The organism is Pseudomonas fluorescens (assembly GCF_004683905.1).
GTDB lineage: Bacteria > Pseudomonadota > Gammaproteobacteria > Pseudomonadales > Pseudomonadaceae > Aquipseudomonas > Aquipseudomonas putida_A.
This window is the reverse complement of record NZ_CP038438.1, coordinates 5040806-5064479: the sequence shown is the minus strand read 5'-3', so window position 1 is coordinate 5064479 and position 23674 is coordinate 5040806. Positions and strand designations below refer to the sequence as shown.

Here is a 23674-nt window from a genome sequence, read left to right as displayed (position 1 = left end):
GTTGCTGTGTGAAAGGCCTGACAGACGCTCAGTGGGCCAACCGCCGAGCCATCGCATGCAATAACGGAAACAGCAGCGCCCACAGCAGGCCGATGCCGATCAGGGTCGGCAGTTCACCGTAGGGAAACTGCACCCCGGCCAAACGTCCACCGCCGTAATAGGACACCGCACCACCCACCGCACCGAGCACACTGGCCAGCCACCACGGGCGGGCGCTCCATTGCAGACAGTGACGCAACGTGGTCGCGAGCAAGGCCCAGAGCAGCATCAGCCACAGCGGAATCAGTGGCGACAGATCCTGAAATTCGAACACGCCGGCAGCGCGCAACAGACTGTCTACGGCTGTACCGACAAGCACCACGCTGAGGATCAGGCGACCTTCCTCCGCCCAACTGCTGATCCAACCAAAATGGACCACCAGCACCGCCAGCGCCAGCAGCAGCCACAGACTGTCGCCGCCGATGACACAGGCCAGCCAGCCGACCTGGAACAGCACGGCATTGGTCAGCCGCTCAAGCATCGAAGCGTCCGAGCAACGGCGCCGGCATCGCGGCCGGTTTGGCCAGCAGCAGTTGCGCGGTGCCGATGGTGCGCTCCAGAAACCCGCCCTCGCAGTAGCACAGGTAAAACTCCCACAGTCGCAGGAAGTAATCGTCGTAACCCAACTCGCTCAAACGGCCATGGGCGCGGCGAAAGTTTTCGTGCCACAGGCGCAGGGTGCGGGCGTAGTGCAGGCCGAAATCTTCCATGTGCAGCAGGTTCATATCGGTCTCGCGGCTGACCACTTCGAGCATCTTCTGCACGCAGGGCAGGGCGCCGCCGGGGAAGATGTAGCGCTGGATGAAGTCGACGCCGCGCTTGGCCTGCTCGTAGCGCTGCTCGCGGATGGTGATCGCCTGCAACAGCATCAGGCCGTTGCTCTTGAGCAGGTGCGCGCATTGCTTGAAATAGGTGGGCAGGAAGCGGTGACCGACCGCTTCGATCATCTCGATCGACACCAGTTTGTCGTATTCGCCGGTGAGGTCGCGGTAGTCGGTGAGCAGCAGCGTTACCCGATCCTGCAACCCCAGTGCTTCAATGCGCCTGGCGGTAAACGCGTACTGCTCTTTCGACAGCGTCGTGGTGGTGACACGGCAGCCGTATTGCTGCGCGGCGTACAGCGCCATGCTGCCCCAACCGGTGCCGATCTCCAGCAGGTGATCTTCGGGTTTGAGCGCGAGCTTCTGGCAGATCCGTTCCAGCTTGTTCAACTGAGCCTGTTCCAGGCTGTCGTCGGGGCTGAGGAACTGCGCCGCCGAATACATCATGGTCGGGTCGAGAAACTGTTCGAACAGGTCGTTGCCGAGGTCATAGTGCGCCGCGATGTTTTTCTGCGACCCCTTGCGCGTGTTGCGGTTGAGCCAGTGCAGGCCTTGCACCAGCGGCCGGCTGAGGCGGGCCAGACCGCGCTCCATGGCGTCGAGCACGTCGAGGTTGCTGACGAACACGCGCACGACCGCCGTCAGGTCCGGTGAACTCCAGTAACCGTGGATAAACGCTTCGCCGGCACCAATCGATCCGTTGCCGGCGACCATGCCCCACACCGCTGCATCCTGCACATGGATTTCGCCGAGCAGGTGGCTGCCCGGTGTGCCGAACATCAGGCGTTCGCCATCCTCGACCACCAGCAATTGCCCGTGTTTGAGCTGACTGAGTTGCCGCAAAACGCCGCGACGCAGCAGCGAACCGGTCAAACCGTTGGTGCTGAAGCGACTGACCGACAGGCTAGAGGATTTCATGGTGGTGCTCCTTGGGAGGCACAGTGGCGATCTGAAAGCTGCCGTCGGCAGCCTGATGAGCAAAAATCGGAGCACGCTTGAGCAACAGGCGCACGGCTTGCCAGTAAATCGCCAGACAGGTTTTCGCGGTCATCCACGGAAAACGTCGCAAGTAGCGGTGCAGGCTGTGGCGGTCGAGGGGTTCGCGCTGCAGATTGAGCGTGGCGTCGAACAGCTTGTGCTCACCCTGCCAGTCGGCCATGTGCACGCCGAGATTTTGCGCAGCCGGGCTGAAGCTCATGCGGTACTCGAGGTCACGCGGCAAAAACGGCGAGACATGAAAGGCCTTGGCCACGGCGAAGTGCTGGTGAAAGTCTTGCAGGTCGGTCGGTGTGCGGGCCGGCAGCACGTAGTGATAACGCTCGCACCACGGCGTGTTGGTGACTTCGCAGAGAATCGCCGCCAGTTGCCCGTCGGCCTCGTGGCAATAAAAGAAACTCACCGGATTGAACGCCAGACCCCAACTGCGCGGTTGGGTCAGCAGGCAGATCGAACCCTGCGGTTGATGGCCGATGGCGACGCCGACTTGCTGGCGCACCGCATCGATCAGGCGCATGCCGCTGCCGGTGAAGGTTTTCAGGTAGTCGGTTTCGCGAAACGAAAACGCTGCAAAGCGGCTGCGACTGGCAAACGGCGACAGTTCGAACACGGCGTCCTGTTCCGCCAGATCGAGGTACAACAGACCGATCCGGTAACGGAATTCGTGGCGTCTGGGCGAAAAGCGCCGATGGCCAATCCAGCCGCTGTACAGGGCGCTGTTCATAAGCTTTCCCCGAACGCGGCGGCCACGCGCAACGCGCTGACCACGCCGTCCTCATGAAAGCCGTTGGCCCAGTAGGCGCCGCAATAATGGGTGTGCTGCTGACCGTCGAGTTCGGCCCAGCGGTTTTGCGCCGCTACCGCCGCGAGGCTGAATTGCGGGTGGGCGTAGGTGTATTTGGCGAGCACCTTGAACGGGCTGATCCCGGCGCTCTGATTGAGGCTGACGCAGAACGTGGTGTCACTCTGAATGCCCTGCAGGATGTTCATGTCGTAAGTGACGGCCGCGTGGGTATGGCCGGCGCCGCTCAAGCGATAGTTCCAGCTGGCCCACGCTAGTTTTCGGGTCGGCAGCAGACGGGTATCGGTATGCAGCACAACTTCGTTATCGGCATAGGGCAGGGCGCCGAGGATCGACCGTTCCGCCTGGCTTGGCGTGCCGAGCAATTGCAGGGCCTGGTCGCTGTGGCAGGCGAGCACGACTTTGTCGAAACGCTCGATGCCGGCCGGGCTGTGGATAACCACGCCATGTTCATCGCGATCGATGCGCGTCACCGGGCAACTGAGGCGGATCTTGTCCTGGAACGCTGCGGTCAGTGGCGCGACATAGGCACTGGAGCCGCCCTCGATCACCTGCCATTGCGGGCGATCACTGACTGACAGCAGGCCATGATTCTTGAAGAAGCGCACAAAGAATTGCAGCGGGAAATTGAGCATCTCGGCCATCGGCATCGACCAGATCGCCGAGCCCATCGGCACGATGTAATGCAGGATGAAACGTTCGCCATAACCGCCAGCCTTGAGGTAATCGTCGAGCGTGGTATCGGCGGCAATGCGCTGTTCGGCGAGGTCGCGCTGAGCTTCTTTATTGAAGCGCAGAATGTCGCGCAACATGCCCCAAAACCCCGGGGACAGCAGGTTGCTGCGCTGGGCGAAGAGGCTGTTGAGGTTGTTGCCGTTGTATTCCAGGCCGGAGTCCGGGTCGGTAACCGAGAAGCTCATTTCCGTCGGTTTGAACGACACGCCGATCTGGCCAAGCAATCGAATGAAGTTCGGATAGGTCCAGTCGTTGAACACGATGAACCCAGTGTCCACGGCGTATTCGCGGCCATCGACGGTCACCTGCACGGTATGCGTGTGACCGCCGACCCAGTCGCTGGCCTCGAACACCATGATGTCGTGTCGGCGATTGAGCAGGTGGGCGCAGGTCAGGCCGGCGATTCCGCTGCCGACAATGGCAATCTTCATATCGGGTCCCGCAGCGGTGGGTTGCTGCGCACCATGCGCTTGCCGATCGCCAGTTGCAGGCGCGCCGGCAGCTTCGACAGTGGCCACAGCGCCGCCATGAACAGTGCCGGAAAGGCGATCTCCAGCGGACGATCCTTGAGCTTGGCGAAGATGTGCCGCGCCGCTTTATCCACAGGCCAGCTCAACGGCATCGGGAAGTCGTTCTTGGCGGTCAGCGGGGTTTCGACAAAACCCGGGCTGATGATGGTGACATCGATGCCCTCGACGGCCAGGTCGATCCGCAGCGATTCGAACAGATAGCGCAGCCCTGCTTTCGACGCGCCGTAGGCTTCGGCTCGGGGCAGCGGCAGGTAGGTCACGGAACTGGCCATGCCGATCAGATGCGGCGCGGTGCCTTTGCGCAGCAACGGCAGGGCTGCTTCGATGCAGTAGCTGCTGGCGAGCAGGTTGGTGCGCACCACGTGTTCGATGATCGAGGCATCGAACTGTCGCGCATCGACGTACTCGCAGGTGCCGGCATTGAGAATCACGCTGTCCAGCGAGCCCCAGGCCTGTTCGATCTGCTGGCCGATTTCGCGCACGGTCTGACTGTTGGTCAGGTCGCCGGCCACCACCAGCACTTGCCCCGGGTAGCGTTGCGACAGCACTTTGAGCGGTGCCACCTGACGCGAACTGACAGCCAGATGCGCGCCGCTTTTCAGAATGTCTTCAGCCAGTGCTGCGCCGATGCCACTGCTGGCACCGGTCAGCCAATAACGCCGTGGAGGTGTACGACTCATCCCATTCTCCTTTTCAACCAGGCGATCACCCGGCCCAATACGGGTAAATGTTCATACAGCATGGCCCCGGCATCGAAATAATCCCGGTGGCGATAAACCTTGTCCCGCCACAGCAGGTGCGAACACCCGGCGACGCGAATCAATTGACCACCGGCCAGACGCGGGTGGCGGTAACTCATGACCCAGCGCAAGTAGCCTTCGCCGTCAGCGATCTGGTCGAAGCCGTGGAAATCGAAGCGCAGCTCGCTGACGTTGGCGTACAACTCGCTGAAGTAATGTCGCAGTTGCACCAGCCCCTGCACTTCATGCAGCGGGTCGGTGAAGTGAATGTCATCGCTGTACAGCTCGCCCAGACGTTGCAAGTTGTCTTTGTTCAACTCGGCAAACTGGCGGGCGAAGCGGCGCAGGAATTCACTCATGAACTTCTTCCATAGACGAGCGCGACGGCAGGTTCTTGAACGCCGCCAGCGCGCGTTCGCGCGAAGCCCCGAGATTGACGATCGGCGCCGGATAATCCGCCACGCCGAACAGTTCGCCGGCGCTGGCCGGGTTGTGTACTTCCTTCTTGTTCAGGCCGGCCAGCTCAGGCAGCCAGTGCTTGATGAACAGGCCTTCGCTGTCGAATTTTTCCGATTGGTTCAGCGGATTGAAGATGCGGAAGTACGGCGCCGAATCGGTGCCGGTCGAAGAACTCCATTGCCAGCCGCCGTTGTTCGCCGCCAGATCGCCGTCGATCAGGTGGCGCATGAAAAAGCGCTCGCCTTCACGCCAGTCGATCAGCAGATTCTTGGTCAGGAACATCGCCACAATCATCCGCAAGCGGTTGTGCATCCAGCCGGTTTCCAGCAGTTGGCGCATGGCCGCATCGATGATCGGCAAACCGGTGCGCGCCTCTTGCCAGGCCGCCAGATCGTCCGGCGCATCACGCCAGGCCAGGGCTTCGGTTTCCGGGCGAAATGCGCGGTGGCGCGAAACCCGTGGGTAGCCCACCAGAATGTGTTTGTAGAACTCGCGCCACAGCAGCTCGTTGATCCAGGTCACCGCGCCGACCTTGCCGCTGTCGAATTCGCCCTGATTGCTTTGCAAGGCCGCATGCAGGCATTGGCGCGGCGAAATCACCCCGGCGGCGAGGTACGCGGAAAGTTGACTGGTGCCGGGTTTGGCCGGGAAGTCGCGTTCGCTCTGGTAGTAGTCGATCTGCGCGTCGGCGAAGGTGTCGAGACGGCGCCGGGCTTCCTGTTCGCCGGCCGGCCACAGTGTGCGCAAAGACTCGCTCGGCGTTGCAAAACCGGCGACGGATGCCGGCACCGGATCGCTGTCGATGTTCAGCTTTGCCTGTTTGCCGGGCGTCTTGACCAGCGCCGGCATCGAGCGGTGCAGGCGTTCATAGCAGACCTTGCGGAACTGGCTGAACACCTGAAAGTAGGTTTCGGTTTTGGTCAGTACCGTGCCGGGCTTGAACAGCAGTTGGTCAAGGTAGCTGTGGAAAGCGATGCCTTTGGTCTTCAGGGCCACCGCCACCGCGGCGTCGCGCTGGCTTTCGTGGATGCCATATTCTTCGTTGACGTGCACAGCTTGAATATTCAATTGCACACAAAGTTCGAGCAGCACCGCCGGGGCCTGATCCCAATGATTGGCGGTGCGCAGCAGCAACGGGATGTTCAGCTCGCCGAGGCGACTGCTCAGCTCACGCAGGTTGCGCAGCCAGAAGTCGACCTTGCACGCGGCGTCGTCATGTTCCAGCCATTGCTGCGGGCTCAACAGATACACGGCAACCGTCGGACCGCGCGCTGCGGCGGCCGCGAGGGCGGTGTTGTCATGTTGGCGCAAGTCGCTGCGCAGCCAGATCAATTGCATGGCGGTTTCCATTAAATCAGCCCACGCTGAACCAGTTCCTGATGTGCCGAAAGCGGGTCTTCGGCCAGGATCAGATCAGCGATCTCAGGGGTTCTTACGGACAACTCGGTCTGGTGGATGCATACCGTTGGTCCGACGAGCATTTTTGCAGTGCCGATGCCATTCAGCAGTTTTGGCAGCTGCGCCAGATTCATCGCCTTGCTGGAATACAGCAGCACTCCCCGCGCTTGCAGATGATCGACCGCGAGCGCCAGTTCTCCGGCCGGTAGCGGCCAGTCGAACACTTGCACCGGGCAGTCGGCACTGCTGATCAGCCACGCGCATAGCCACAGGTGAGGTTCCAGTGCCAGGTCCGAGTGATTGATCAGCAGCAACGGCGCAGCGTGTAATTGCCGATTGTTATGGTAGATGCGCGCGCCGAATTTGCTGCGTAACCAGGAATAAAAGAACACCCGTTCCATCTGTGCGCCGAACTGGCCTTGCCAGCGCTGCTCGAGTTCGGCCAGCAGCGGCAGGAGCAATTGCTCGCACAGGGTGCGTGGCGGGTACAGGGCCATGGCCTGGTTGATGCTGTCGTCGAGGTTGCGCTCATTGAGCTGGATGACGGCGCCGAGCAAGGACTGGCGCTGCCGTTGCCAGTCGTTTTCCACCGTCTCGGTAAAGGCTTGCGGAGCATCGAGCAACGGTTTGACCTGACTGACAGCCACGCCTCGATTAAGCCAGGTCAGGATGGTCAGGATTCGTTGCACATGTTCGCTGGAATACAGGCGATGGCCCTTGGGCGTGCGCTGCGGCACGATCAACCCGTAACGGCGCTCCCAGGCGCGCAGGGTGATGGCGTTGACCCCGGTCTGCCGCGCCACTTCGCGGATCGGCAGCCAGCCCTCGTCGAGGGCTTTCTTGAAGTCGGCGCCGAGGTCTTCCTGGGCGCTGGTGTCGAGTTTATCGTTCATCAAATGGCGTTTCGCAGGCTGAGGTTTTCCGGATGCGGCTGCAAGTAAACCTGCCGCGCAATGTACGGATCCGGGTGTTGGCGAAAGTGGTGTTTGAGCAGAGTCAATGGCACCACCAGCGGCACGATGCCGTGGCGGTACTGGCCGATGACATGCTGCATTTCCTGTTTGTCTTCCGGGCTGATCGCCTGTTTCAGGTAGCCGCTGATGTGTTGCAGCACGTTGCTGTGGGTGCGGCGGGTAGCGCATTTCTTCAACGCGCTCATCAACTCGCTGAAATAGCGCGGGCCGAGTTCGACCGGATCGGTCTTGGCCATGTTGCCCAGCAGTTTGCCCAAGGCTTTGTATTGCTCAGGGTTGTGTGCCATCAGCAGGTATTTGTAGCGTGAGTGGAATTCGGTCAGTGCGCGGCGGCTCAAGCCTTGTTCGAGCACCTGCTGCCAGGCGCTGTAGGCGAGCACGCGGGTGATGAAGTTTTCCCGCAACACCGGATCGTTCAGGCGTCCGGCTTCTTCCACCGGCAGGTCAGGGTGCTGCGCACAGAACGCCTGAGCGTAGATGCCACGGCCGCCGCCGTTCACCGGCGCGCCGTTGGCGTGATAGACCTTGACCCGCTCCAGACCGCACGAAGGCGACTGCTGCATGAAGATATAGCCGCAGATGTCATTGAGCTCGCCGGCCATTTTCTGCCCGTAGGCTGCCAGTGGTTCGGTGACATTGATTTGCGGATTGACCGTACCGATAGCTTCAGGAGCATCGGGATCGCCAACCAGGCGGATCGGTTCGCGCGGGATGCCCAGGCCAATCGCGACTTCCGGACATACCGGCACGAATTCGAAATACTCGGCAAGGGTGCGGCTGCACAACCGCGATTCCTTGTGCCCGCCGTTGTAGCGCACTTCGGCGCCCATCAGGCAGGCGCTGATGGCGATTTTGGGCCGGGAAGCAGAAAGATCGGACATGCACACCTCGAATCTATTCCTGTACAGATATTTATCTCTGTACAACTTTTCCTCAGCATAGATTCATGCGTGTACAAGTCAACTCATTTGTATAAGTTTTTCCAGGTTTACCACGATCGACTGTGGGAGGCAGCATTGATGTTGAATGATGCGACGCCATCGCGAGCAGGCTCACTCCTACAGGATCTTTATTGCCAGCCCAGTAACCAGTGATCGTTGTTCTTCAACGTCTGCCAATCGAGGCGTTCGGCGCGCTTGGTCAGCACCGCCTGCAACTCAATCTCCAGCACCGTGCCTTCCTCATCCCGGAACAGTTCGGTGACCAGAAAATGTTTTTCGCGGTTTTGCGGGTGGGCTGCTGTCCACTTCGACAGCAGCAATTTTTGCGGATTGATGCGATTCATTGCAGGTGTTCGTGCAAGCGGCGTGCAGCTTCCTGGCCACTGAGCCAGGCCCCTTCGACACGCCCCGACAGGCACCAGTCGCCGCAGGCGTACAAGCCCAGATCGGCGTCGGCCAGCGTGCCCCATTCGTGGCCGGTCGCAGGGCGTGCGTAGAGCCAGCGGTGGGCGAGGCTGAAAGTCGGAGCGGGCATCGCGCTGTGCAGCAGTTCGGCGAATGCACCGTGCAGTTGCTCGATGACCGCTTCCTTGGACAGGTCGATGTGTTGCCGACTCCAGGCGCTGCTGGCGTGCAGCACCCAGGTGTCGCACATGGTATCGCGCCCCGGTTTACTGCGGTTGCGTGCCAGCCAGTCGATGGGGCTGTCCTGCACGAAGCAACCTTCGATCGGCGTATCCAGTGACGTATCGAAGGCGAGGGCGACGGCCCAGGTCGGGTCCATTTTTACCCCGGTGGCCGCACCGGCCAGTTTCGGTGCCGCAGCCAGCAACGCCGTGGCTTGCGGCGCTGGCGTCGCAATCACCACGTGACTGAAGGGACCGTGGGTGAAGCCTTCGGCGTCCTGCAGGTGCCAGTGTTCTTCACCGCGAAAGACTTCGGTGATGCGGCAGGCGAAGTGCACTTCCAGACCGTCGAGCAAACCCCGGGTGATCGCGCTCATGCGTGGCGTGCCGACCCAGCGCGTCTGTTCGTCCGGCGACAGATTCAGTTGCCCGCCCTGAAAGGTGTAGAGCTGCGGTGTCCACTCGGCGACCCAGCCCAGGCTTTGCCAGCGTTGCACTTCGGTGACGAAACGCCGGTCGCGGGCGGTGAAGTATTGCGCGCCCATGTCCAGCGAACCGGCGTCGCTGCGTTTGCTCGACATGCGTCCGCCACTGCCGCGGCTTTTGTCGAAGAGCTGGACGGTGTGTCCGGCCTCTGTCAGCGCCTGCGCGGCGGAGAGTCCGGCGATGCCGGTGCCGATGATTGCGATAGGTACAGTCATAGGGGCCTCGTTTACCTTTCTGTACAGACTACGCCGTCAATGAAACCTGTACAATTTTGTTTTTTGGTATAACTTCTAGCGTTCTCGTTCTGACAGCTTGGCCTATGGTTAAACAATAGAGCCTGCCCGATAGAAAAGATCCCTGCTTATAAAAATAGACTAGTGATCCGGGTAAAACGCCACGCGAGGAAGAAGTCATGCGCATATTGCTGACCGGCGGTACTGGTTTGATAGGCCGTCAGCTCTGCCGACACTGGTCGGGGCAGGGCCATCAATTGACGGTGTGGAGTCGACGCCCGGAAAAGGTCGCGAAAATCTGTGGCGCGCAGGTGCGTGCAATTGCGCGTCTCGAAGACTTCGGCAACGAGCCGCTGGACGCGGTGGTCAACCTGGCCGGTGCACCGATCGCGGATCGGCCATGGACCCATCGGCGCAAGGCGTTGTTGTGGAGCAGCCGCATCACGCTCACCGAAACCCTGCTGGCCTGGCTGGAAACACGGCAGCAGAAACCGGCGTTGTTGATCTCCGGTTCGGCTGTTGGCTGGTACGGCGACGGCGGCGAACGCGAGCTGACCGAAGATTCGCCGCCAGTGATCGACGATTTTGCCAGTCAGTTGTGCATTGCCTGGGAGGAAACCGCCCAGCGTGCCGAAGGTCAGGGCATCCGCGTGGTGCTGGTGCGAACCGGGCTGGTGCTGTCGGCCGAGGGCGGCTTTTTGTCGCGGCTGTTGCTGCCGTTCAAACTCGGGTTGGGTGGGCCGCTGGGCAATGGTCGGCAGTGGATGCCGTGGATTCACATCGATGATCAAATCGCCCTGATTGATTTTCTTCTGCACCGCGATCAGGCGAGCGGTCCTTATAATGCGTGCGCACCGAAACCGGTGCGCAATCGCGAGTTTGCCAAGACGCTGGGCAGCGTACTGCACCGCCCGGCGTTCATGCCGATGCCGGCCCTGGCGCTGAAGGTCGGGCTTGGCGAAATGTCATTGCTGTTGCTGGGTGGCCAACGGGCCGTGCCGGCACGCTTGCTGGAAGCGGGTTTCACTTTCCAGTTCACGGATTTGCGCGCGGCTTTGGATGATCTCTCCGGCCGCCTTTGAAATAGGACGATGCATGACCGATCACGCCTTGCTTCTGGTCAACCTGGGTTCCCCGGCCTCCACCTCGGTGGCCGATGTACGCAGCTACCTCAATCAATTTCTGATGGACCCGTATGTGATCGACCTGCCGTGGCCGGTGCGGCGGCTGTTGGTGTCGCTGATCCTGATCAAGCGCCCCGAGCAATCGGCCCATGCCTACGCTTCGATCTGGTGGGAGGAGGGCTCGCCGCTGGTGGTGCTCAGCCGTCGTCTGCAGCAGCAGATGACCACCCAGTGGACCCACGGCCCGGTGGAACTGGCCATGCGTTACGGCGAGCCGTCGATTGAAACCAGGTTGCTGCAACTGGTGGCGGCGGGGCACAAGCGCATCACGCTGGCACCGCTTTATCCACAGTTCGCTGACAGCACCACGACCACGGTGATCGAAGAAGCCAAGCGGGTGATTCGCGAGAAGAAGCTCGATGTAAAACTCTCGGTGCTGCAACCGTTTTACGATCAGCCTGAGTACATCGACGCGCTGGTCGCCAGCGCTACCCCGCATTTGCAGCAGGACTACGATCACTTGCTGTTGAGCTTCCATGGCTTGCCGGAGCGGCACCTGACCAAGCTCGATCCGACTGGCAATCACTGCTTGAAAAACGCGGATTGCTGCAAGAACGCTTCGCCGGCCGTGCTGGCCACCTGTTACCGCGCCCAGTGCATGCGCACCGCCGCAGAGTTCGCCAAGCGCGCGGGCATTGCCGATGGCAAATGGTCGGTGTCGTTTCAGTCGCGTCTGGGGCGGGCGAAGTGGATCGAACCCTACACTGAAGCGCGGCTGGACGAGCTGGCGCAAAGCGGGGTGAAGAAGATTCTGGTGATGTGCCCGGCGTTTGTCGCCGATTGCATCGAGACGCTGGAAGAGATCGGTGATCGCGGCAAGGAACAGTTCCGCGAAGCGGGGGGCGAGGAGTTGGTGCTGGTGCCGTGCCTGAATGACGACCCGCAATGGGCGAAGGCGTTGGCAACCCTGTGTGAACGAGCGCCGCTGGCGCTTTAAAGCCAAAAGCTTCGCGAGCAAGCCCGCTCCCACATTTGATCTACGGTGCGCTGAAGATCAAATGTGGGAGCGGGCTTGCTCGCGAAAGCTATCTGTCAGACAACAAGGATCTAGACCCTTAAATCAGCGGCTCATCGGCCTTCTTGTTCTTCCAGCCATCATTGCCCGGCAGAATCAGGTTCAGCGCAATCGCCACCACCGCGCACAGCGCGATGCCTTTGAGGCCGAAGTCGTCCGGGCCAGTGCCGGTGCCGACCAGCACACCGCCGATACCGAACACCAGGGTCACCGACACGATCACCAGATTGCGCGCCTCACCGAGGTCGATCTTGTGACGGATCAGGGTGTTCATCCCCACCGCCGCGATCGAGCCGAACAGCAGGCACAGAATCCCGCCCATCACCGGCACCGGAATGCTTTGCAGCAGCGCGCCGAACTTGCCGATGAACGCCAGGGTGATGGCGAAGATCGCCGCCCAGGTCATGATTTTCGGGTTGTAGTTCTTGGTCAACATCACCGCGCCGGTCACTTCGGCGTAGGTGGTGTTCGGCGGGCCGCCAAACAGACCGGCCGCCGTGGTGGCGATGCCGTCGCCGAGCAGGGTGCGATGCAGGCCCGGTTTCTTCAGATAGTCACGACCAGTCACGCTACCCACCGCGATCACTCCGCCGATGTGCTCGATGGCCGGAGCCAGCGCCACCGGAACGATGAACAGGATCGCCTGCCAGTTGAACTCCGGAGCGGTGAAGTGCGGCAGGGCGAACCATGGCGCCGCCGCAATCTTCGCGGTATCGACCACGCCGAAATAGAACGACATGGCAAAACCGACCAGCACGCCGGAAATGATCGGCACTAGACGGAAGATGCCTTTACCGAACACCGCCACGATCAACGTGGTCAGCAGGGCCGGCATCGAGATCATCATCGCGGTCTGGTAGTGGATCAGCTCGGAACCGTCACCCGCCTTGCCCATCGCCATGTTCGCGGCAATCGGCGCCATGGCCAGGCCAATCGAGATGATCACCGGGCCAATCACCACTGGCGGCAGCAGACGGTCAATGAAACCGGTGCCTTTGATTTTCACGGCGAGGCCGAGGAAGGTGTAGACGAAACCGGCTGCCATCACGCCGCCCATGGTCGCGGCGAGGCCGAACTGGCCCTTGGCGAGAATGATCGGGGTGATGAAGGCAAAGCTCGATGCAAGGAATACCGGCACCTGACGCCCGGTGACGATCTGGAACAGAATCGTCCCCAGACCCGCGGTGAACAGTGCCACGTTCGGGTCAAGCCCGGTGATCAGCGGCATCAGCACCAGGGCGCCGAAAGCCACGAACAGCATCTGGGCGCCGGACAGCACCGTGCGCCAGAGCGGATCGTTGAACTCTTGCTGCATGCTCACGCGTCCTTCTGCTTGGTACCGAAGATCTTGTCACCGGCATCGCCAAGCCCTGGGATGATGTAACCGTGTTCGTTCAGACGCTCATCGATGGAAGCGGTGTAGATGGTCACGTCTGGGTGAGCCTGTTCCACAGCGGCAATGCCTTCCGGCGCGGCCACCAGCACCATTGCGCGGATGTCCTTGCAACCGGCTTTTTTCAGCAGATCGATGGTCGCGACCATGGAGCTGCCGGTGGCGAGCATCGGGTCGATGATCATCGCCAGCCGTTCGTCGATTTCCGGAACCAGTTTTTCCAGATAAGTGTGCGCTTGCAGGGTTTCTTCATTGCGGGCAACGCCCACAGCGGAAACCTTGGCACCCGGGATCAGGCTCAGCACGCCTTCGAGCATGCCGATGCCGGCGCGCAGGATCGGCACGACGGTGATCTTCTTGCCGGCGATTTTCTCTACCGACACAGTGCCGCACCAACCTGCGATATCGTAGGATTCGAGCGGCAGATCTTTTGTAGCTTCATAGGTCAACAGGGCGCCGACTTCCTGAGCAAGCTCACGGAAATTCTTGGTGCTGATATCGGCGCGGCGCATCAGGCCGAGTTTATGGCGGATCAGCGGGTGGCGGATCTCGAGGATGGGCATGGAAAAACTCCGGCGGCGGGCAAAAAAACCGGCCTAGATTAATCTATCCGAGGGTGATGTCCTATAGGACATTGAGTACGTTAGTCCATTAAGGCTTGATTCGACCTCACGGGATGCGTACCTTTGCCCGCTTTTCCGAAAACATCCCCCTGGAGAGCGCCATGTCCGCTGATCTCGAGCATATCCGTCAAATCATGCGAGAGGCTGACTGCCTGTACACCGAATCTGAAGTCGAGGCCGCCATCGCCCGCGTCGGTGCACAAATCAACGAACAACTGGCCGACAGCAACCCGGTGGTGTTCTGCGTGATGAACGGCGGCCTGATCTTCTCCGGAAAACTGCTGACTCACCTGCAATTCCCGCTGGAAGCGTCCTACCTGCACGCGACCCGTTATCGCAACGAAACCAGCGGCGGCGACCTGTTCTGGAAAGCCAAGCCGGAAGTCTCGTTCATCGACCGCGACGTGCTGATCATCGACGACATCCTCGACGAAGGTCACACCCTGGGCGCGATCATCGACTTCTGCAAACACGCCGGCGCGCGCAAAGTGCACACCGCCGTGCTGATCGACAAGGATCACGACCGCAAGGCGCGTCCTGATCTGAAGGCAGACTTCGTCGGCCTGCCGTGCATTGACCGCTACATCTTCGGTTACGGCATGGACTACAAAGGTTACTGGCGCAACGCCAACGGGATCTTTGCCGTTAAAGGCATGTAAGAACCCTGCACTATCCCCTGTAGGAGTGAGCCTGCTCGCGATAGCGATCTGTCAGCAATGTTGATGTTGACTGATACGACGCTATCGCGAGCAGGCTCACTCCTACAGTTGTTTTGTGTGTGCTGATCCATCTGCTACACCCATGCTAGAGTGCTCCGCCCCGCCCCCGGAGCCTGTCATGAGCCTTCTGATCCGCAGTCTTGCCGCCCTGTTGCTGACCCTCAGCCTGCCTCTGGCCGCCGCCCCGGCACCGATGCACAGTCAATTCCTGCCGCCGGACGACCTGACCCTGCGCGATGCCGAACCCGAGCAGCAACAATTGCTGCAGGTCACCGATTATTCGGTGGTGGTCGGCGCACAACGCCAGTCCAATCAGCAGCCGATTCCGGTCACGTCGCCGCTGATGATCCGCCTCAAGGGCAAGTCGCTGAACAAGGGCGCAACCATCGCCCAGGTGCTGGTCAATTTCGATGGCGAAAGCAAAAGCCTGAAAAAACCGGCTTATGACGACAAGAGCAAAACCCTGACCCTGTTTTACCCGCTGGCCCAGTACCGGGTGGTGATCGATCTGCTGCGCAACGACACGGTGTATGTACAGTTCCTCAGTTACGCCAACGGCCACATCTGGGCCGATCTGCACACCGGGGCCGTTCGTGCGCGTTGAGCCTGGTGGCTGGGCAGGGGTAAACTGCCCGCCCCGTGTAATGTCTGCGAGCTGGAGTCGGCAATGCGTAAAGATAAGAAACAGGTGATTGGTGACGAGATCGGCGATGAGCAGATCAAGCTGTTCCTCGATTTTGAACCGGTCGACGCCACTTCGCCGTCGCTGCACAAACTGATCAAGGCCTACCGTGGCCTGCGCATCGACGATTTCGAGCGCTTCCTGACGTTCTTCGTCGCGGCCGGTTACGACGTGGATGGCAAGGACGCGCAGGGCCAGACCTTCGTTGACCTGATCAAGGATCAGCGTAACGCGGCCGAGTACATCGAGCTGATCGACAAGGCTCGCGGTTGAGATCACCCGATATCTGTGGCGAGGGGATTTATCCCCGATGGGCTGCGTAGCGGCCCCGAAGCCTGAGTGCAAGGGTGTCAGGTAAATCGCATCAATGGTTTTGCGACTGCTGCGCAGCCGATCGGGGATAAATCCCCTCACCACAAGTGTTGGTGAGCCAGCAGTATTGGTTTTTATCCCAGCAAAAAAAACGCCCCGCACTCACTGAGTACGGGGCGTTTTTTATGTCGCAAGATCAAGCGAAGCTTGGGGTCTCGCTGCTTTCTTCAACCAGTTCCAACGCGATGTTGTTCTGCGTGTTGATCTTGCGATACAGCGCAGCATCGGTTTCCAGAACCTTCTCGCGGGCCGGGAAGATCTCCGCCAGTTTGGCCGCCCACTCACCCTTGGCCTTGGCCGGGAAGCATTTCTCGATCAGCTCGAGCATGATCGAAACGGTTACCGAAGCACCTGGCGAAGCGCCGAGCAGGGCGGCGAGGGAGCCGTCTTTCGCCGCAACCAGTTCGGTACCGAATTGCAGGATGCCGCCCTTTTTCGGGTCTTTCTTGATGATCTGTACCCGTTGGCCGGCCACTTCCAGGCGCCAGTCCTCGGCTTTCGCCTCCGGGTAGAAGCGGCGCAGGGATTCCAGACGCTGCTCCATCGATTGCATCACTTCGCTGACCAGATATTTGGTCAGATCCATGTTGTTCTTCGCCACTGCCAGCATCGGGCCGATGTTGCCGGCGCGAACCGACAGCGGCAGGTCCATGAAGGAACCGTGCTTGAGGAACTTGGTGGTGAAACCGGCGTATGGCCCGAACAGCAGGGATTTCTTGCCATCGACCACACGGGTGTCCAGGTGCGGCACCGACATCGGTGGTGAACCGACTGCCGCCTGGCTGTAGACCTTGGCCTGGTGGTGCTTGACCACTTCCGGGTTGTCGCAACGCAGCCATTGCCCGCTGATCGGGAAGCCGCCGAAGCCTTTGCTTTCTTCGATGCCCGAAGCCTGCAGCAATGGCAGAGCCGCGCCGCCAGCGCCGAGGAAGACGAACTTGGCGTCGACTTCACGGCTGGCGCCGCTGTTGACGTCCTTGATGCTGACGGTCCAGCCGGCGCCGTTACGCTTGAGGCCGGTGACGCGCTTGCAGTATTTGACCTGGGTGTCCGGTGCGCTGGTCAGGTGCTTGAGCAACTGATTGGTCAGGGCGCCGAAGTTGACGTCGGTGCCATTCATCACGCGGGTGGCGGCCAGGACTTCATCCGGCGAGCGGCCCGGCATCATCAGCGGCATCCACTCGGCCATCTTGGCCTTGTCTTCGGTGTATTCCATGTCGGAGAAGGCGTGGTGCTTGTGCAGCACGTTGAAGCGTTCCTTGAGGAACGACACGCCTTTGTCACCCTGAACGAAGCTCAGGTGCGGCACCGGGCTGATGAAGGATTTGCACGAGCCGAAGGTGCCTTTCCTGGTCAGGTACGACCAGAACTGCTTGGACACTTCGAACTGGGTGTTGATGTGCACGGCTTTCTTGATGTCGACGCTGCCGTCGGCTGCCTGCGGCGTGTAGTTCAGCTCGCACAGGCCGGCGTGGCCGGTACCGGCGTTGTTCCACGGGTTGGAACTCTCCGCAGCACCGGAATCCATCAACTCGACGACTTCCAGCTTGATCGCCGGGTCGAGCTCTTTGAGCAGTACTGCCAGGGTGGCACTCATGATGCCGGCCCCAACCAGAACTACGTCGACTGCTTCGTTATGCGCCATTTAACGCGTCTCCAAAATCTGCAGCACCAAATTGTCGGCATGGCTGCCAGGGAGTGACGGGGCAGGTCAGTTGCGCCCCGGATACCCATGGTCAGGTTCGTCATGTCCGAATCTTCGCAATTTTTCGCAACTTCGACGGATGCATGCGGCCTGGCTTCAAGAGCTCCATGAACTCATTTCAGCACGCGGCTGGCAATTCGACTTATGGTCGAGACATCCGTTTTTGTGCAACCAAATCCGTAGCGGACAGGCTTCAGGCTCCGATGTTCGAGGTATACCCGGTCCTGTGTCGTTGGGCTGTTTCAGACGCTAATGGTGCATGTTCAGACGCAAAACTTTTCATTTGCTCGCCACACTCTTGTGAAGTTGTGAAAACCCGTTTTTTTCACGCTCTTTTGAAGACGTGAACCTCAAAAAAGGGCTGTCCAGGCCTGGCACCCTGCCCGCAAGGGCAAAACAACGCGGTGGCCGAGCGTCATGACAGCTCTGCAGATTCGCGAAAAGCGGGGTTTTTGCCGGAAGAACAGGCAAGCGCGCCAACTTCACTCGATCTGTGTGGGCGGCTCTCTGTGGGCGATTTGGGTGTCGATGCATGCGCATAGACGGTGTTGCGGGGCCCGATCAGGAGACGTCCTTATAATCGGGGGGAGATTGTATCGAAGAAATGCGGGCAGTTGCTCGTGTTTAATGACTTTTATTAGGCATCCGGTCAGATGCTCAACATCGCTTGCACGCGTGCGCGGGGCTGCGACGGTATGACGCGGGCGCTGGCGGGCAGTGGCTGGTGCAACCAGTTGAGACGGATTTCTTCGATTTCCACCCAGCCGTCGCCCATCGGTTGCAGGCTGCACTGCTTGAATGCCTGACAATGACCGTTGCGGTCGAGCAGGGCAAAGCTGCGGTGCAGTGGGCGTGGGGCGAACAACGAGATCAGATAACGCATGGCCTAGTACCTTGTTGGAGGACTGGTTTGAAGCTTGCCGGGCGGCCGTGACGCCAACGTGTATGGGCGGTGAATAATCTGTGACAGGAACCGCATTCCCACGGCTGGGTCAGACATTTGAGTATTCACTGTCGGGTGCTGGTGACCCGCAGTGGCCCACCGCTATACTGCCGGCCTGTTTGTGCCTGATTCTGGAGAAAAGAGCATGTTGCAACGCCTGTTGTTCGGTTTGATCACTGTGACCAGTTTGACCCTGGTTGGCTGCGCCCACAGCCCGCAACAACTGAGCCCGGAACCGAAGCTGACCACGCAGTTGGCCCCGGTCGGCCATGGCCAGCAAGTGGTGGTGCGTGTGGTTGACGGTCGTTCGTCGCCAACCCTCGGCACCCGCGGCGGCCTGTACCCGGAAACCAGCGCGATCACCGTGCAGCGCGAGCAGATCCTGCCCAAGTTGCAGGCGCAGGCTGAAGCCGCCGTACGTCTACTCGGCTTCACCCCGACCAGCAACGGGATGAACGCGCCGCAACTGACCGTGACCCTGACCGAGCTGAAGTACCAGTCGCCGAAAGAAGGCATGTACGTGACCGAAGCCACCATCGGCGCGACCTTCCGCTCCGACGTGCAGAGCGGCAACCGTCGTTACAGCGGCCGCTACGGCGCTTCGCTGGACCAGCGTTTCGGCATGGCGCCGAACCAGGAAACCAACACCAAGCTGGTCAGCGACGTGTTGAGCGATGCCTTGACCCGTCTGTTCAAGGACCCGACCGTGGGTCAGATCCTCGCCGAGTAAGCTGTGCGGTTGATGTGAAAAAGCCCGGCGCCAGTGATGGCTCCGGGCTTTTTTGTGGGGCATGGAATCGTACCCCCTCACCCCAGCCCTCTCCCCCAGGGGGGCGAGGGGGAAGGGAGCCGATCGGGGGCTTTTCAGAACCGGCGTTCACCTCGAGTTTTCAGGTCGATGCACCTCGAATAAACAACTCGGTCAGTCCCCTCTCCCTCCGGGGAGAGGGTTAGGGTGAGGGAGCTTTTACTTTTCAGGCTGCTTGGGAATAAAAATCAAGCACGCTGACACCCGTCAGCAAATCCGTCTCCGGCAAATCCGCATGCTGATGCCCGCCGAGGGCGCAATACACCAGCCAGTGGCGATCCTGAACATTGAAGGCGAGGCTGCCGACGAGGCTTTGTTGTTCGTCGGTCGGGGTGATGAGGTACAGGCGATCCTGGTTTTCGGCGTGCAGCATGTCGCGTTCCATGTGTGTTTCGAGGCGCGCATGGTGGCCGATGTAAATGACGATGCCGTGACACAGGACAGCCATCGGTCGATTGTCAGGTTATTTGTCGCAAAGGGTAGGGTAGTGGAGGCGTGTTTCGGTAGAATCCGCGCCGCGGTCGTCGATCGGGCGCCTGCCACACCGATTCAGTTCCGAGGTCTGTGATGTCGCTGCACTTGATGACGCTGTTTACCGCCCATCCCGCCAAATTGATCAACCTGCTGGCGTTGGCACTGGCCTTCCCCGGCAGTTGGCTGCTGCACGCGACCCGCCGTCGTGAACAACGCGCCATGGCCAGCATCGCCGCGCAACGCCAGGCCCAACCCAACGCCGAACCGATTCTGGATTGGGCGACGTTGCGCATGAACCGCTTTTTCTACCGCTTCGGTTTTGCCTGCCTCGGCCTGGCCCTGATCGTTTCCTGGATCAGCACGCGCTTCTGAAGCGAATGCAAAACCTTGTGGCGAGGGGATTTATCCCCGACGGCCTGCGCAGCAGGCCCATGATTATTCAGGCAGAATCCTGGGGCCGCTTCGCGACCCATCGGGGATAAATCCCCTCGCCACAGGGGCTCCGCTATGCCTGTTTACAACGGTAACCCAGCCTTCACTCGGTACTGATTGCGCACCGGCGTCGCATATTGCAGCACCAGATAAGGACGGTGCTCCTCAGGGCAGGCGTCCAGGCGGCGCTGCCATTCTTCCTGCGCCTTGGCCAGCTCATCGGCCGGAAACACTTCGGCAGCCTTCGGCACGTTCAGTTGCGGATCGGCATCGGCCCACTGCGCGTACGCCAGGTAATGCACCGGGAACAGGCGGTATCCGCCGAGAATCTGCTTGTCCATCTCGACCGCCAATTGCTTGGTGTCTTCGAACAGCTCGGTGATCGGCGCAGCGAAGTTCACGTGCACCCGGCCCTTGTAGCCGGTGATGCCCTTGGCAATGCTCACGTCATCCTCGCCCGGCGCCTTGGCGTAGGTGCCGGTGGTGGCGCGGATGTACAACTCGCGGGCCTTGGCCTGGTCGCACGGGTCGTATTCGTAGCTGATCGACACCGGGGTCAGGTTCAGCGACTGAATCACTTCGCCGAACGGCTCGTCCTTGCGGCTCATGTGGAACATCTTGAGGATCGCCGACTCGGTACGGTCGTCGCCATCCTTCGCCCGGCCTTCAGCCTGCGCGATCCAGATCGAGGCGCAATCGTTGCGGATCGAGTGGTTGATATACGCCGACAGCAATTGATACGCCGCCATCTTCTCGCGGCGCCCGGTGATCGAGCGATGCACGATAAAACTCTTGTTCAGGCGCATCAGGTCGCTGACGAAGGGTTTCTGCAGCAGGTTGTCGCCGATCGCGATGCGCGGCGTCGGTAGGCCGGCGTGGTACACCGCGTAGTTGACGAAGGCCGGGTCCATCACGATGTCGCGGTGGTTGGCGATAAACAGGTAGGCGCTGCCGGACTTGAATTGCTCGACACCGGTGTAGGTCACGCCATCAGTGGCGCGCTCGATGGTGTGGTCGACGTAGAACTCGACTTTGTCCTGCAAAGTGGCCACGGAGGTCACGTCGGCAAACTCACGACGCAGCCGATGGGCTATAAGTGGTTTGAGCATCCAGCCGAAGGCACCGGCAAAACGCGGGAAGCGGAAGTGGGTGAGGATATCTAGAAACGCCTTGTCGCCGAGCAGTCTTGCCAGTACCGCAGGTACTTCGCTGTCGTCGTAAGGTCGGATGGCATCGAATTCGCCCATCATGCTCTCTTGTTGGAAACGGCTAGGGTAAGTAAAGGTTTTGATCGAAAACCAACGGGGCACGGTCTGAAAAGGTAGCCAGACAAAAATAGCCCTGCAAATAGACCGGCGATTATACGCACAAGTCACCTGGGAGACCGCGATGCTGGAAAGCGCACTGTATGAATGTCCGTATTGTGGTGAAGAGGTCGAGACGACGGTGGACCTGTCCGGCGGTGATCAGACCTACATCGAGGACTGCCAGGTGTGTTGTCAACCGATCAAGTTTGTCTTGCAGGTGCATGGCGAGGATTGGTTTCTGGAAGTCTTCAGCGAAAACGAGTGAGGGGCGCCCATGCAGCGAATCTACGAGCCGGAAAACCTGATGGAGGGCGAGATGCTCAAGGGCATGCTCGCCAGTGAAGGCATCGAAGCGCACCTGGTGGGCCGCGATCTGCTCGGCGGCACGGGGGAATTGCCGATTTTCGGCCTGCTGGGACTGTCGGTCGAAAACGATCAGGCCGAATACGCCCGCGAACTGATCACCGCGTACAATGCCGCGCTGCCGCTGCCCGGCGATGAACCGGAGAGCTTCCCCGGGACGCTGGTCTGTTAGGCTGGCGTTCGTTTTTTTTCTGAGTCGTGTTGCCCCATGTGTGGACGTTATGCCCTGTTTCGCTGGAACCGCGATTTCGCGGCCCTGCCCGGATTTCCCGCCGATCAGCAGGCGCAGTGGAACATTTCCCCCAATGATTCGGTGTTGATGCTGCGCGCCGAGGCTGACGGCCAGCGCACGCTGGCCCGCGCCCGTTGGGGCCTGACACCGCCGTGGCTGACCGATCTGTCGAAAACACCGGCGCATGCCCGGGCGGAAACGGTGGCCGAGCAACCGATGTTCCGCGAGGCGCTGCGCCTGCGCCGCTGCCTGCTGCCGGCCAACGGTTTCTACGAATGGCGCGGCAACCTGCGCAAGCGCCCGTACTGGCTGACGCCGGGGGAGGGCTCGTCGCTGTTTTTCGCGGCGATCTGGGAGGCGTATCCGGTGCAGGAGCAGGTGTGGCTGAGCACCGCCGCCATCACGCAGCCGGCGGCCAGTCAGCGCCGACCGTTGATTCTCGATGAGGCGGGGCAGGCGGCCTGGCTCGATCCCGCGACGCCGTTGCATGTGCTGCAGGGCTTGCTCGCCAGTGAGCCCGCAGCATTGCGCGAGCGGGTGCTGGCGAATCTGGTGAATGATCCGAAGCTCAATGGGCCGGAATGCCTGACCCCGGGTTAAGTCAAAAGCCCCTCACCCTAACCCTCTCCCTGAGGGAGAGGGGACTGATTGGGGGATATTGACGAAATATACCGACTTGAACGCTCAGCTTTGAATCCATAATCGACTGGTTATTTCAGGTCGATGTATGACGGGAGACAACTCGGTCAGACCCCTCTCCCTGAGGGAGAGGGGTCTGATTGGGGGATATTGACGAAATATACCGACTTGAACGCTCAGTTTTGAATCCATAATCGACTGGTTATTTCAGGTCGATGTATGACGGGAGACAACTCGGTCAGTCCCCTCTCCCTCTGGGAGAGGGTTAGGGTGAGGGGCTTTTCGCTTTTCAGACCTTGAACTGATTGATCAACCGCCGCTGCTGCTCCGCCAATTTAGTCAGGCCGGCACTGGCCGAACTCGACTCATCCGCACCGCCCGCCACTTCATTCGCCACCTGACCGATATTGATCACGTTACGGTTGATGTCATCGGCCACTGCGCTCTGTTCTTCCGCCGCACTGGCAATCTGCGTGTTCATGTCATTGATCACCGACACCGCCTGAGTAATCGTCTCCAGCGCCTCGGCCGCTTTCGCCGCGTGCTGCACGCTTTCGTCGGTGCGGTTCTGGCTGTCTTCCATGACCCGCACCACATCGCGGGTGCCCTGTTGCAGTTGCTGAATCATGCTCTGGATTTCTTCGGTGGCCTTCTGGGTCTTCTGCGCCAGATTGCGCACCTCGTCCGCCACCACCGCAAAGCCGCGCCCTTGTTCGCCGGCCCGCGCCGCTTCGATTGCTGCGTTCAGCGCCAGCAGGTTGGTCTGCTCGGCGATCCCGCGAATCGCGATGAGGATCGCGTTGATGTTTTCGCTGTCCTTGGCCAGCGTCTGCACCACCTCAACGGCCTTGCCGATCTCCACCGCCAGTACACCAATCGAGTTCGAGGTATCACGGACAATCTGCATGCCCTGGCCAGCGGCCTGATCCGCATGGCTGGCGGCTTGCGCGGCCTGAGTGGCGTTGCGTGCCACGTCTTGCGCGGTGGCGGTCATCTCCTGCAC

28 protein-coding genes are annotated in these 23674 nt (G+C 60.5%); 10 read left to right on the top strand and 18 right to left on the bottom strand.

The features are described from left to right. Positions 1 to 28: 28 nt before the first annotated feature. From E4T63_RS23320 to E4T63_RS23270, 11 genes are all read right to left on the bottom strand, one after another. On the bottom strand, positions 29 to 520 hold the full coding sequence (locus E4T63_RS23320) for a DUF2878 domain-containing protein (protein ID WP_098965576.1): 492 nt from the start codon (positions 518 to 520) through the stop codon (positions 29 to 31). Further along, positions 513 to 1778, bottom strand: coding sequence for an SAM-dependent methyltransferase (locus tag E4T63_RS23315; RefSeq protein ID WP_134787320.1), 1266 nt, complete (start codon positions 1776 to 1778; stop codon positions 513 to 515). Before E4T63_RS23315 ends, E4T63_RS23320 begins: the two co-directional genes overlap by 8 nt. Continuing rightward, positions 1765 to 2580, bottom strand: a complete 816-nt coding sequence (locus E4T63_RS23310; RefSeq protein WP_135296551.1) for a DUF1365 domain-containing protein — start codon at positions 2578 to 2580, stop codon at positions 1765 to 1767. The genes E4T63_RS23315 and E4T63_RS23310 overlap by 14 nt, the downstream gene beginning before the upstream one ends. Continuing rightward, positions 2577 to 3824 (bottom strand): NAD(P)/FAD-dependent oxidoreductase, encoded by a 1248-nt coding sequence (locus E4T63_RS23305; RefSeq protein WP_135296550.1) that lies wholly within the window; start codon positions 3822 to 3824, stop codon positions 2577 to 2579. The genes E4T63_RS23310 and E4T63_RS23305 overlap by 4 nt, the downstream gene beginning before the upstream one ends. Further along, on the bottom strand, positions 3821 to 4603 hold the full coding sequence (locus E4T63_RS23300) for an SDR family NAD(P)-dependent oxidoreductase (protein WP_095136816.1): 783 nt from the start codon (positions 4601 to 4603) through the stop codon (positions 3821 to 3823). Before E4T63_RS23300 ends, E4T63_RS23305 begins: the two co-directional genes overlap by 4 nt. Further along, positions 4600 to 5022, bottom strand: coding sequence for a nuclear transport factor 2 family protein (locus tag E4T63_RS23295; RefSeq protein WP_027612224.1), 423 nt, complete (start codon positions 5020 to 5022; stop codon positions 4600 to 4602). The genes E4T63_RS23300 and E4T63_RS23295 overlap by 4 nt, the downstream gene beginning before the upstream one ends. Continuing rightward, a complete protein-coding gene (phrB, locus tag E4T63_RS23290) occupies positions 5015 to 6460 on the bottom strand; it encodes a deoxyribodipyrimidine photo-lyase (RefSeq protein WP_135296549.1) in 1446 nt (481 codons plus the stop codon). Before phrB ends, E4T63_RS23295 begins: the two co-directional genes overlap by 8 nt. 11 nt (positions 6461 to 6471) lie before the next feature. Then, positions 6472 to 7413 carry a MerR family transcriptional regulator gene (locus E4T63_RS23285; RefSeq protein ID WP_096797277.1) on the bottom strand — a complete coding sequence of 314 codons (942 nt, stop codon included), beginning with the start codon at positions 7411 to 7413 and terminating at the stop codon, positions 6472 to 6474. Beyond that, positions 7413 to 8375, bottom strand: coding sequence for a YbgA family protein (locus tag E4T63_RS23280; RefSeq protein WP_027612221.1), 963 nt, complete (start codon positions 8373 to 8375; stop codon positions 7413 to 7415). The genes E4T63_RS23285 and E4T63_RS23280 overlap by 1 nt, the downstream gene beginning before the upstream one ends. Before the next feature lie 188 nt (positions 8376 to 8563). Then, positions 8564 to 8779 carry a TIGR02450 family Trp-rich protein gene (locus tag E4T63_RS23275; RefSeq protein ID WP_027612220.1) on the bottom strand — a complete coding sequence of 72 codons (216 nt, stop codon included), beginning with the start codon at positions 8777 to 8779 and terminating at the stop codon, positions 8564 to 8566. After that, positions 8776 to 9762, bottom strand: coding sequence for an NAD(P)/FAD-dependent oxidoreductase (locus E4T63_RS23270; RefSeq protein WP_135296548.1), 987 nt, complete (start codon positions 9760 to 9762; stop codon positions 8776 to 8778). The genes E4T63_RS23275 and E4T63_RS23270 overlap by 4 nt, the downstream gene beginning before the upstream one ends. A gap of 197 nt (positions 9763 to 9959) precedes the next feature. Between E4T63_RS23270 and E4T63_RS23265 the strand changes: the two genes are divergently transcribed. After that, the gene (locus tag E4T63_RS23265) at positions 9960 to 10862 is read left to right on the top strand and encodes a TIGR01777 family oxidoreductase (RefSeq protein ID WP_115988916.1); all 903 of its coding nucleotides are present in this window, start codon (positions 9960 to 9962) and stop codon (positions 10860 to 10862) included. Positions 10863 to 10875: 13 nt separating this feature from the next. Next, positions 10876 to 11901, top strand: a complete 1026-nt coding sequence (gene hemH, locus E4T63_RS23260; protein WP_098965564.1) for a ferrochelatase — start codon at positions 10876 to 10878, stop codon at positions 11899 to 11901. A gap of 118 nt (positions 11902 to 12019) precedes the next feature. Here the strand turns inward: hemH and E4T63_RS23255 are convergent, their stop codons facing one another. Together E4T63_RS23255 and upp are read right to left on the bottom strand one after the other, a co-directional pair. Then, the gene (locus E4T63_RS23255) at positions 12020 to 13294 is read right to left on the bottom strand and encodes a uracil-xanthine permease family protein (RefSeq protein ID WP_003228120.1); all 1275 of its coding nucleotides are present in this window, start codon (positions 13292 to 13294) and stop codon (positions 12020 to 12022) included. Between the two features lie 2 nt (positions 13295 to 13296). Further along, entirely contained in the window at positions 13297 to 13935 is a 639-nt protein-coding gene (gene upp / locus E4T63_RS23250) for a uracil phosphoribosyltransferase (protein ID WP_003228118.1), read from the bottom strand. A gap of 161 nt (positions 13936 to 14096) precedes the next feature. Here upp and E4T63_RS23245 point away from each other — a divergent pair, with 161 nt between their 5' ends. The 3 genes from E4T63_RS23245 to E4T63_RS23230 all read left to right on the top strand — a co-directional run bounded on the left by E4T63_RS23245 (position 14097) and on the right by E4T63_RS23230 (position 15669). Next, a complete protein-coding gene (locus tag E4T63_RS23245) occupies positions 14097 to 14654 on the top strand; it encodes a hypoxanthine-guanine phosphoribosyltransferase (RefSeq protein WP_016987197.1) in 558 nt (185 codons plus the stop codon). A 178-nt stretch (positions 14655 to 14832) separates the two neighbouring features. Beyond that, the gene (locus E4T63_RS23235; RefSeq protein ID WP_027612216.1) at positions 14833 to 15318 is read left to right on the top strand and encodes a hypothetical protein; all 486 of its coding nucleotides are present in this window, start codon (positions 14833 to 14835) and stop codon (positions 15316 to 15318) included. Positions 15319 to 15381: 63 nt separating this feature from the next. After that, positions 15382 to 15669, top strand: coding sequence for a PA4642 family protein (locus E4T63_RS23230; RefSeq protein WP_098965562.1), 288 nt, complete (start codon positions 15382 to 15384; stop codon positions 15667 to 15669). A gap of 235 nt (positions 15670 to 15904) precedes the next feature. On the opposite strand, the gene mqo is transcribed toward E4T63_RS23230, so the two are convergent. Together mqo and E4T63_RS23220 are read right to left on the bottom strand one after the other, a co-directional pair. Then, a complete protein-coding gene (gene mqo / locus E4T63_RS23225) occupies positions 15905 to 17413 on the bottom strand; it encodes a malate dehydrogenase (quinone) (RefSeq protein ID WP_135296547.1) in 1509 nt (502 codons plus the stop codon). A gap of 709 nt (positions 17414 to 18122) precedes the next feature. Next, complete coding sequence (locus E4T63_RS23220) at positions 18123 to 18356, bottom strand: hypothetical protein (RefSeq protein ID WP_003228102.1); 234 nt, start codon at positions 18354 to 18356, stop codon at positions 18123 to 18125. A 205-nt stretch (positions 18357 to 18561) separates the two neighbouring features. On the opposite strand from E4T63_RS23220, the gene E4T63_RS23215 reads away from it, so the two are divergent. Then, the gene (locus E4T63_RS23215) at positions 18562 to 19146 is read left to right on the top strand and encodes a YajG family lipoprotein (RefSeq protein ID WP_135296546.1); all 585 of its coding nucleotides are present in this window, start codon (positions 18562 to 18564) and stop codon (positions 19144 to 19146) included. A gap of 244 nt (positions 19147 to 19390) precedes the next feature. Here the strand turns inward: E4T63_RS23215 and E4T63_RS23210 are convergent, their stop codons facing one another. After that, positions 19391 to 19597, bottom strand: coding sequence for a hypothetical protein (locus E4T63_RS23210; RefSeq protein ID WP_027612213.1), 207 nt, complete (start codon positions 19595 to 19597; stop codon positions 19391 to 19393). Positions 19598 to 19791: 194 nt separating this feature from the next. On the opposite strand from E4T63_RS23210, the gene E4T63_RS23205 reads away from it, so the two are divergent. Continuing rightward, positions 19792 to 20070, top strand: a complete 279-nt coding sequence (locus E4T63_RS23205; protein WP_007967709.1) for a hypothetical protein — start codon at positions 19792 to 19794, stop codon at positions 20068 to 20070. 143 nt (positions 20071 to 20213) lie between these two features. Here E4T63_RS23205 and E4T63_RS23200 read toward each other — a convergent pair whose 3' ends face one another. Further along, positions 20214 to 21377 (bottom strand): 1-acyl-sn-glycerol-3-phosphate acyltransferase, encoded by a 1164-nt coding sequence (locus E4T63_RS23200; protein WP_171061843.1) that lies wholly within the window; start codon positions 21375 to 21377, stop codon positions 20214 to 20216. A 142-nt stretch (positions 21378 to 21519) separates the two neighbouring features. Between E4T63_RS23200 and E4T63_RS23195 the strand changes: the two genes are divergently transcribed. The 3 genes from E4T63_RS23195 to E4T63_RS23185 are packed head-to-tail and all read left to right on the top strand — an operon-like array spanning position 21520 to position 22632. After that, positions 21520 to 21702 (top strand): CPXCG motif-containing cysteine-rich protein, encoded by a 183-nt coding sequence (locus tag E4T63_RS23195; protein ID WP_134787315.1) that lies wholly within the window; start codon positions 21520 to 21522, stop codon positions 21700 to 21702. Between the two features lie 9 nt (positions 21703 to 21711). After that, complete coding sequence (locus tag E4T63_RS23190) at positions 21712 to 21972, top strand: putative signal transducing protein (RefSeq protein ID WP_003228093.1); 261 nt, start codon at positions 21712 to 21714, stop codon at positions 21970 to 21972. 36 nt (positions 21973 to 22008) lie between these two features. Then, a complete protein-coding gene (locus E4T63_RS23185; RefSeq protein ID WP_135296545.1) occupies positions 22009 to 22632 on the top strand; it encodes an SOS response-associated peptidase in 624 nt (207 codons plus the stop codon). A gap of 328 nt (positions 22633 to 22960) precedes the next feature. Here the strand turns inward: E4T63_RS23185 and E4T63_RS29090 are convergent, their stop codons facing one another. Next, positions 22961 to 23665 carry a methyl-accepting chemotaxis protein gene (locus E4T63_RS29090; RefSeq protein ID WP_372241230.1) on the bottom strand — a complete coding sequence of 235 codons (705 nt, stop codon included), beginning with the start codon at positions 23663 to 23665 and terminating at the stop codon, positions 22961 to 22963. Between the last annotated feature and the right edge of the window lie 9 nt (positions 23666 to 23674).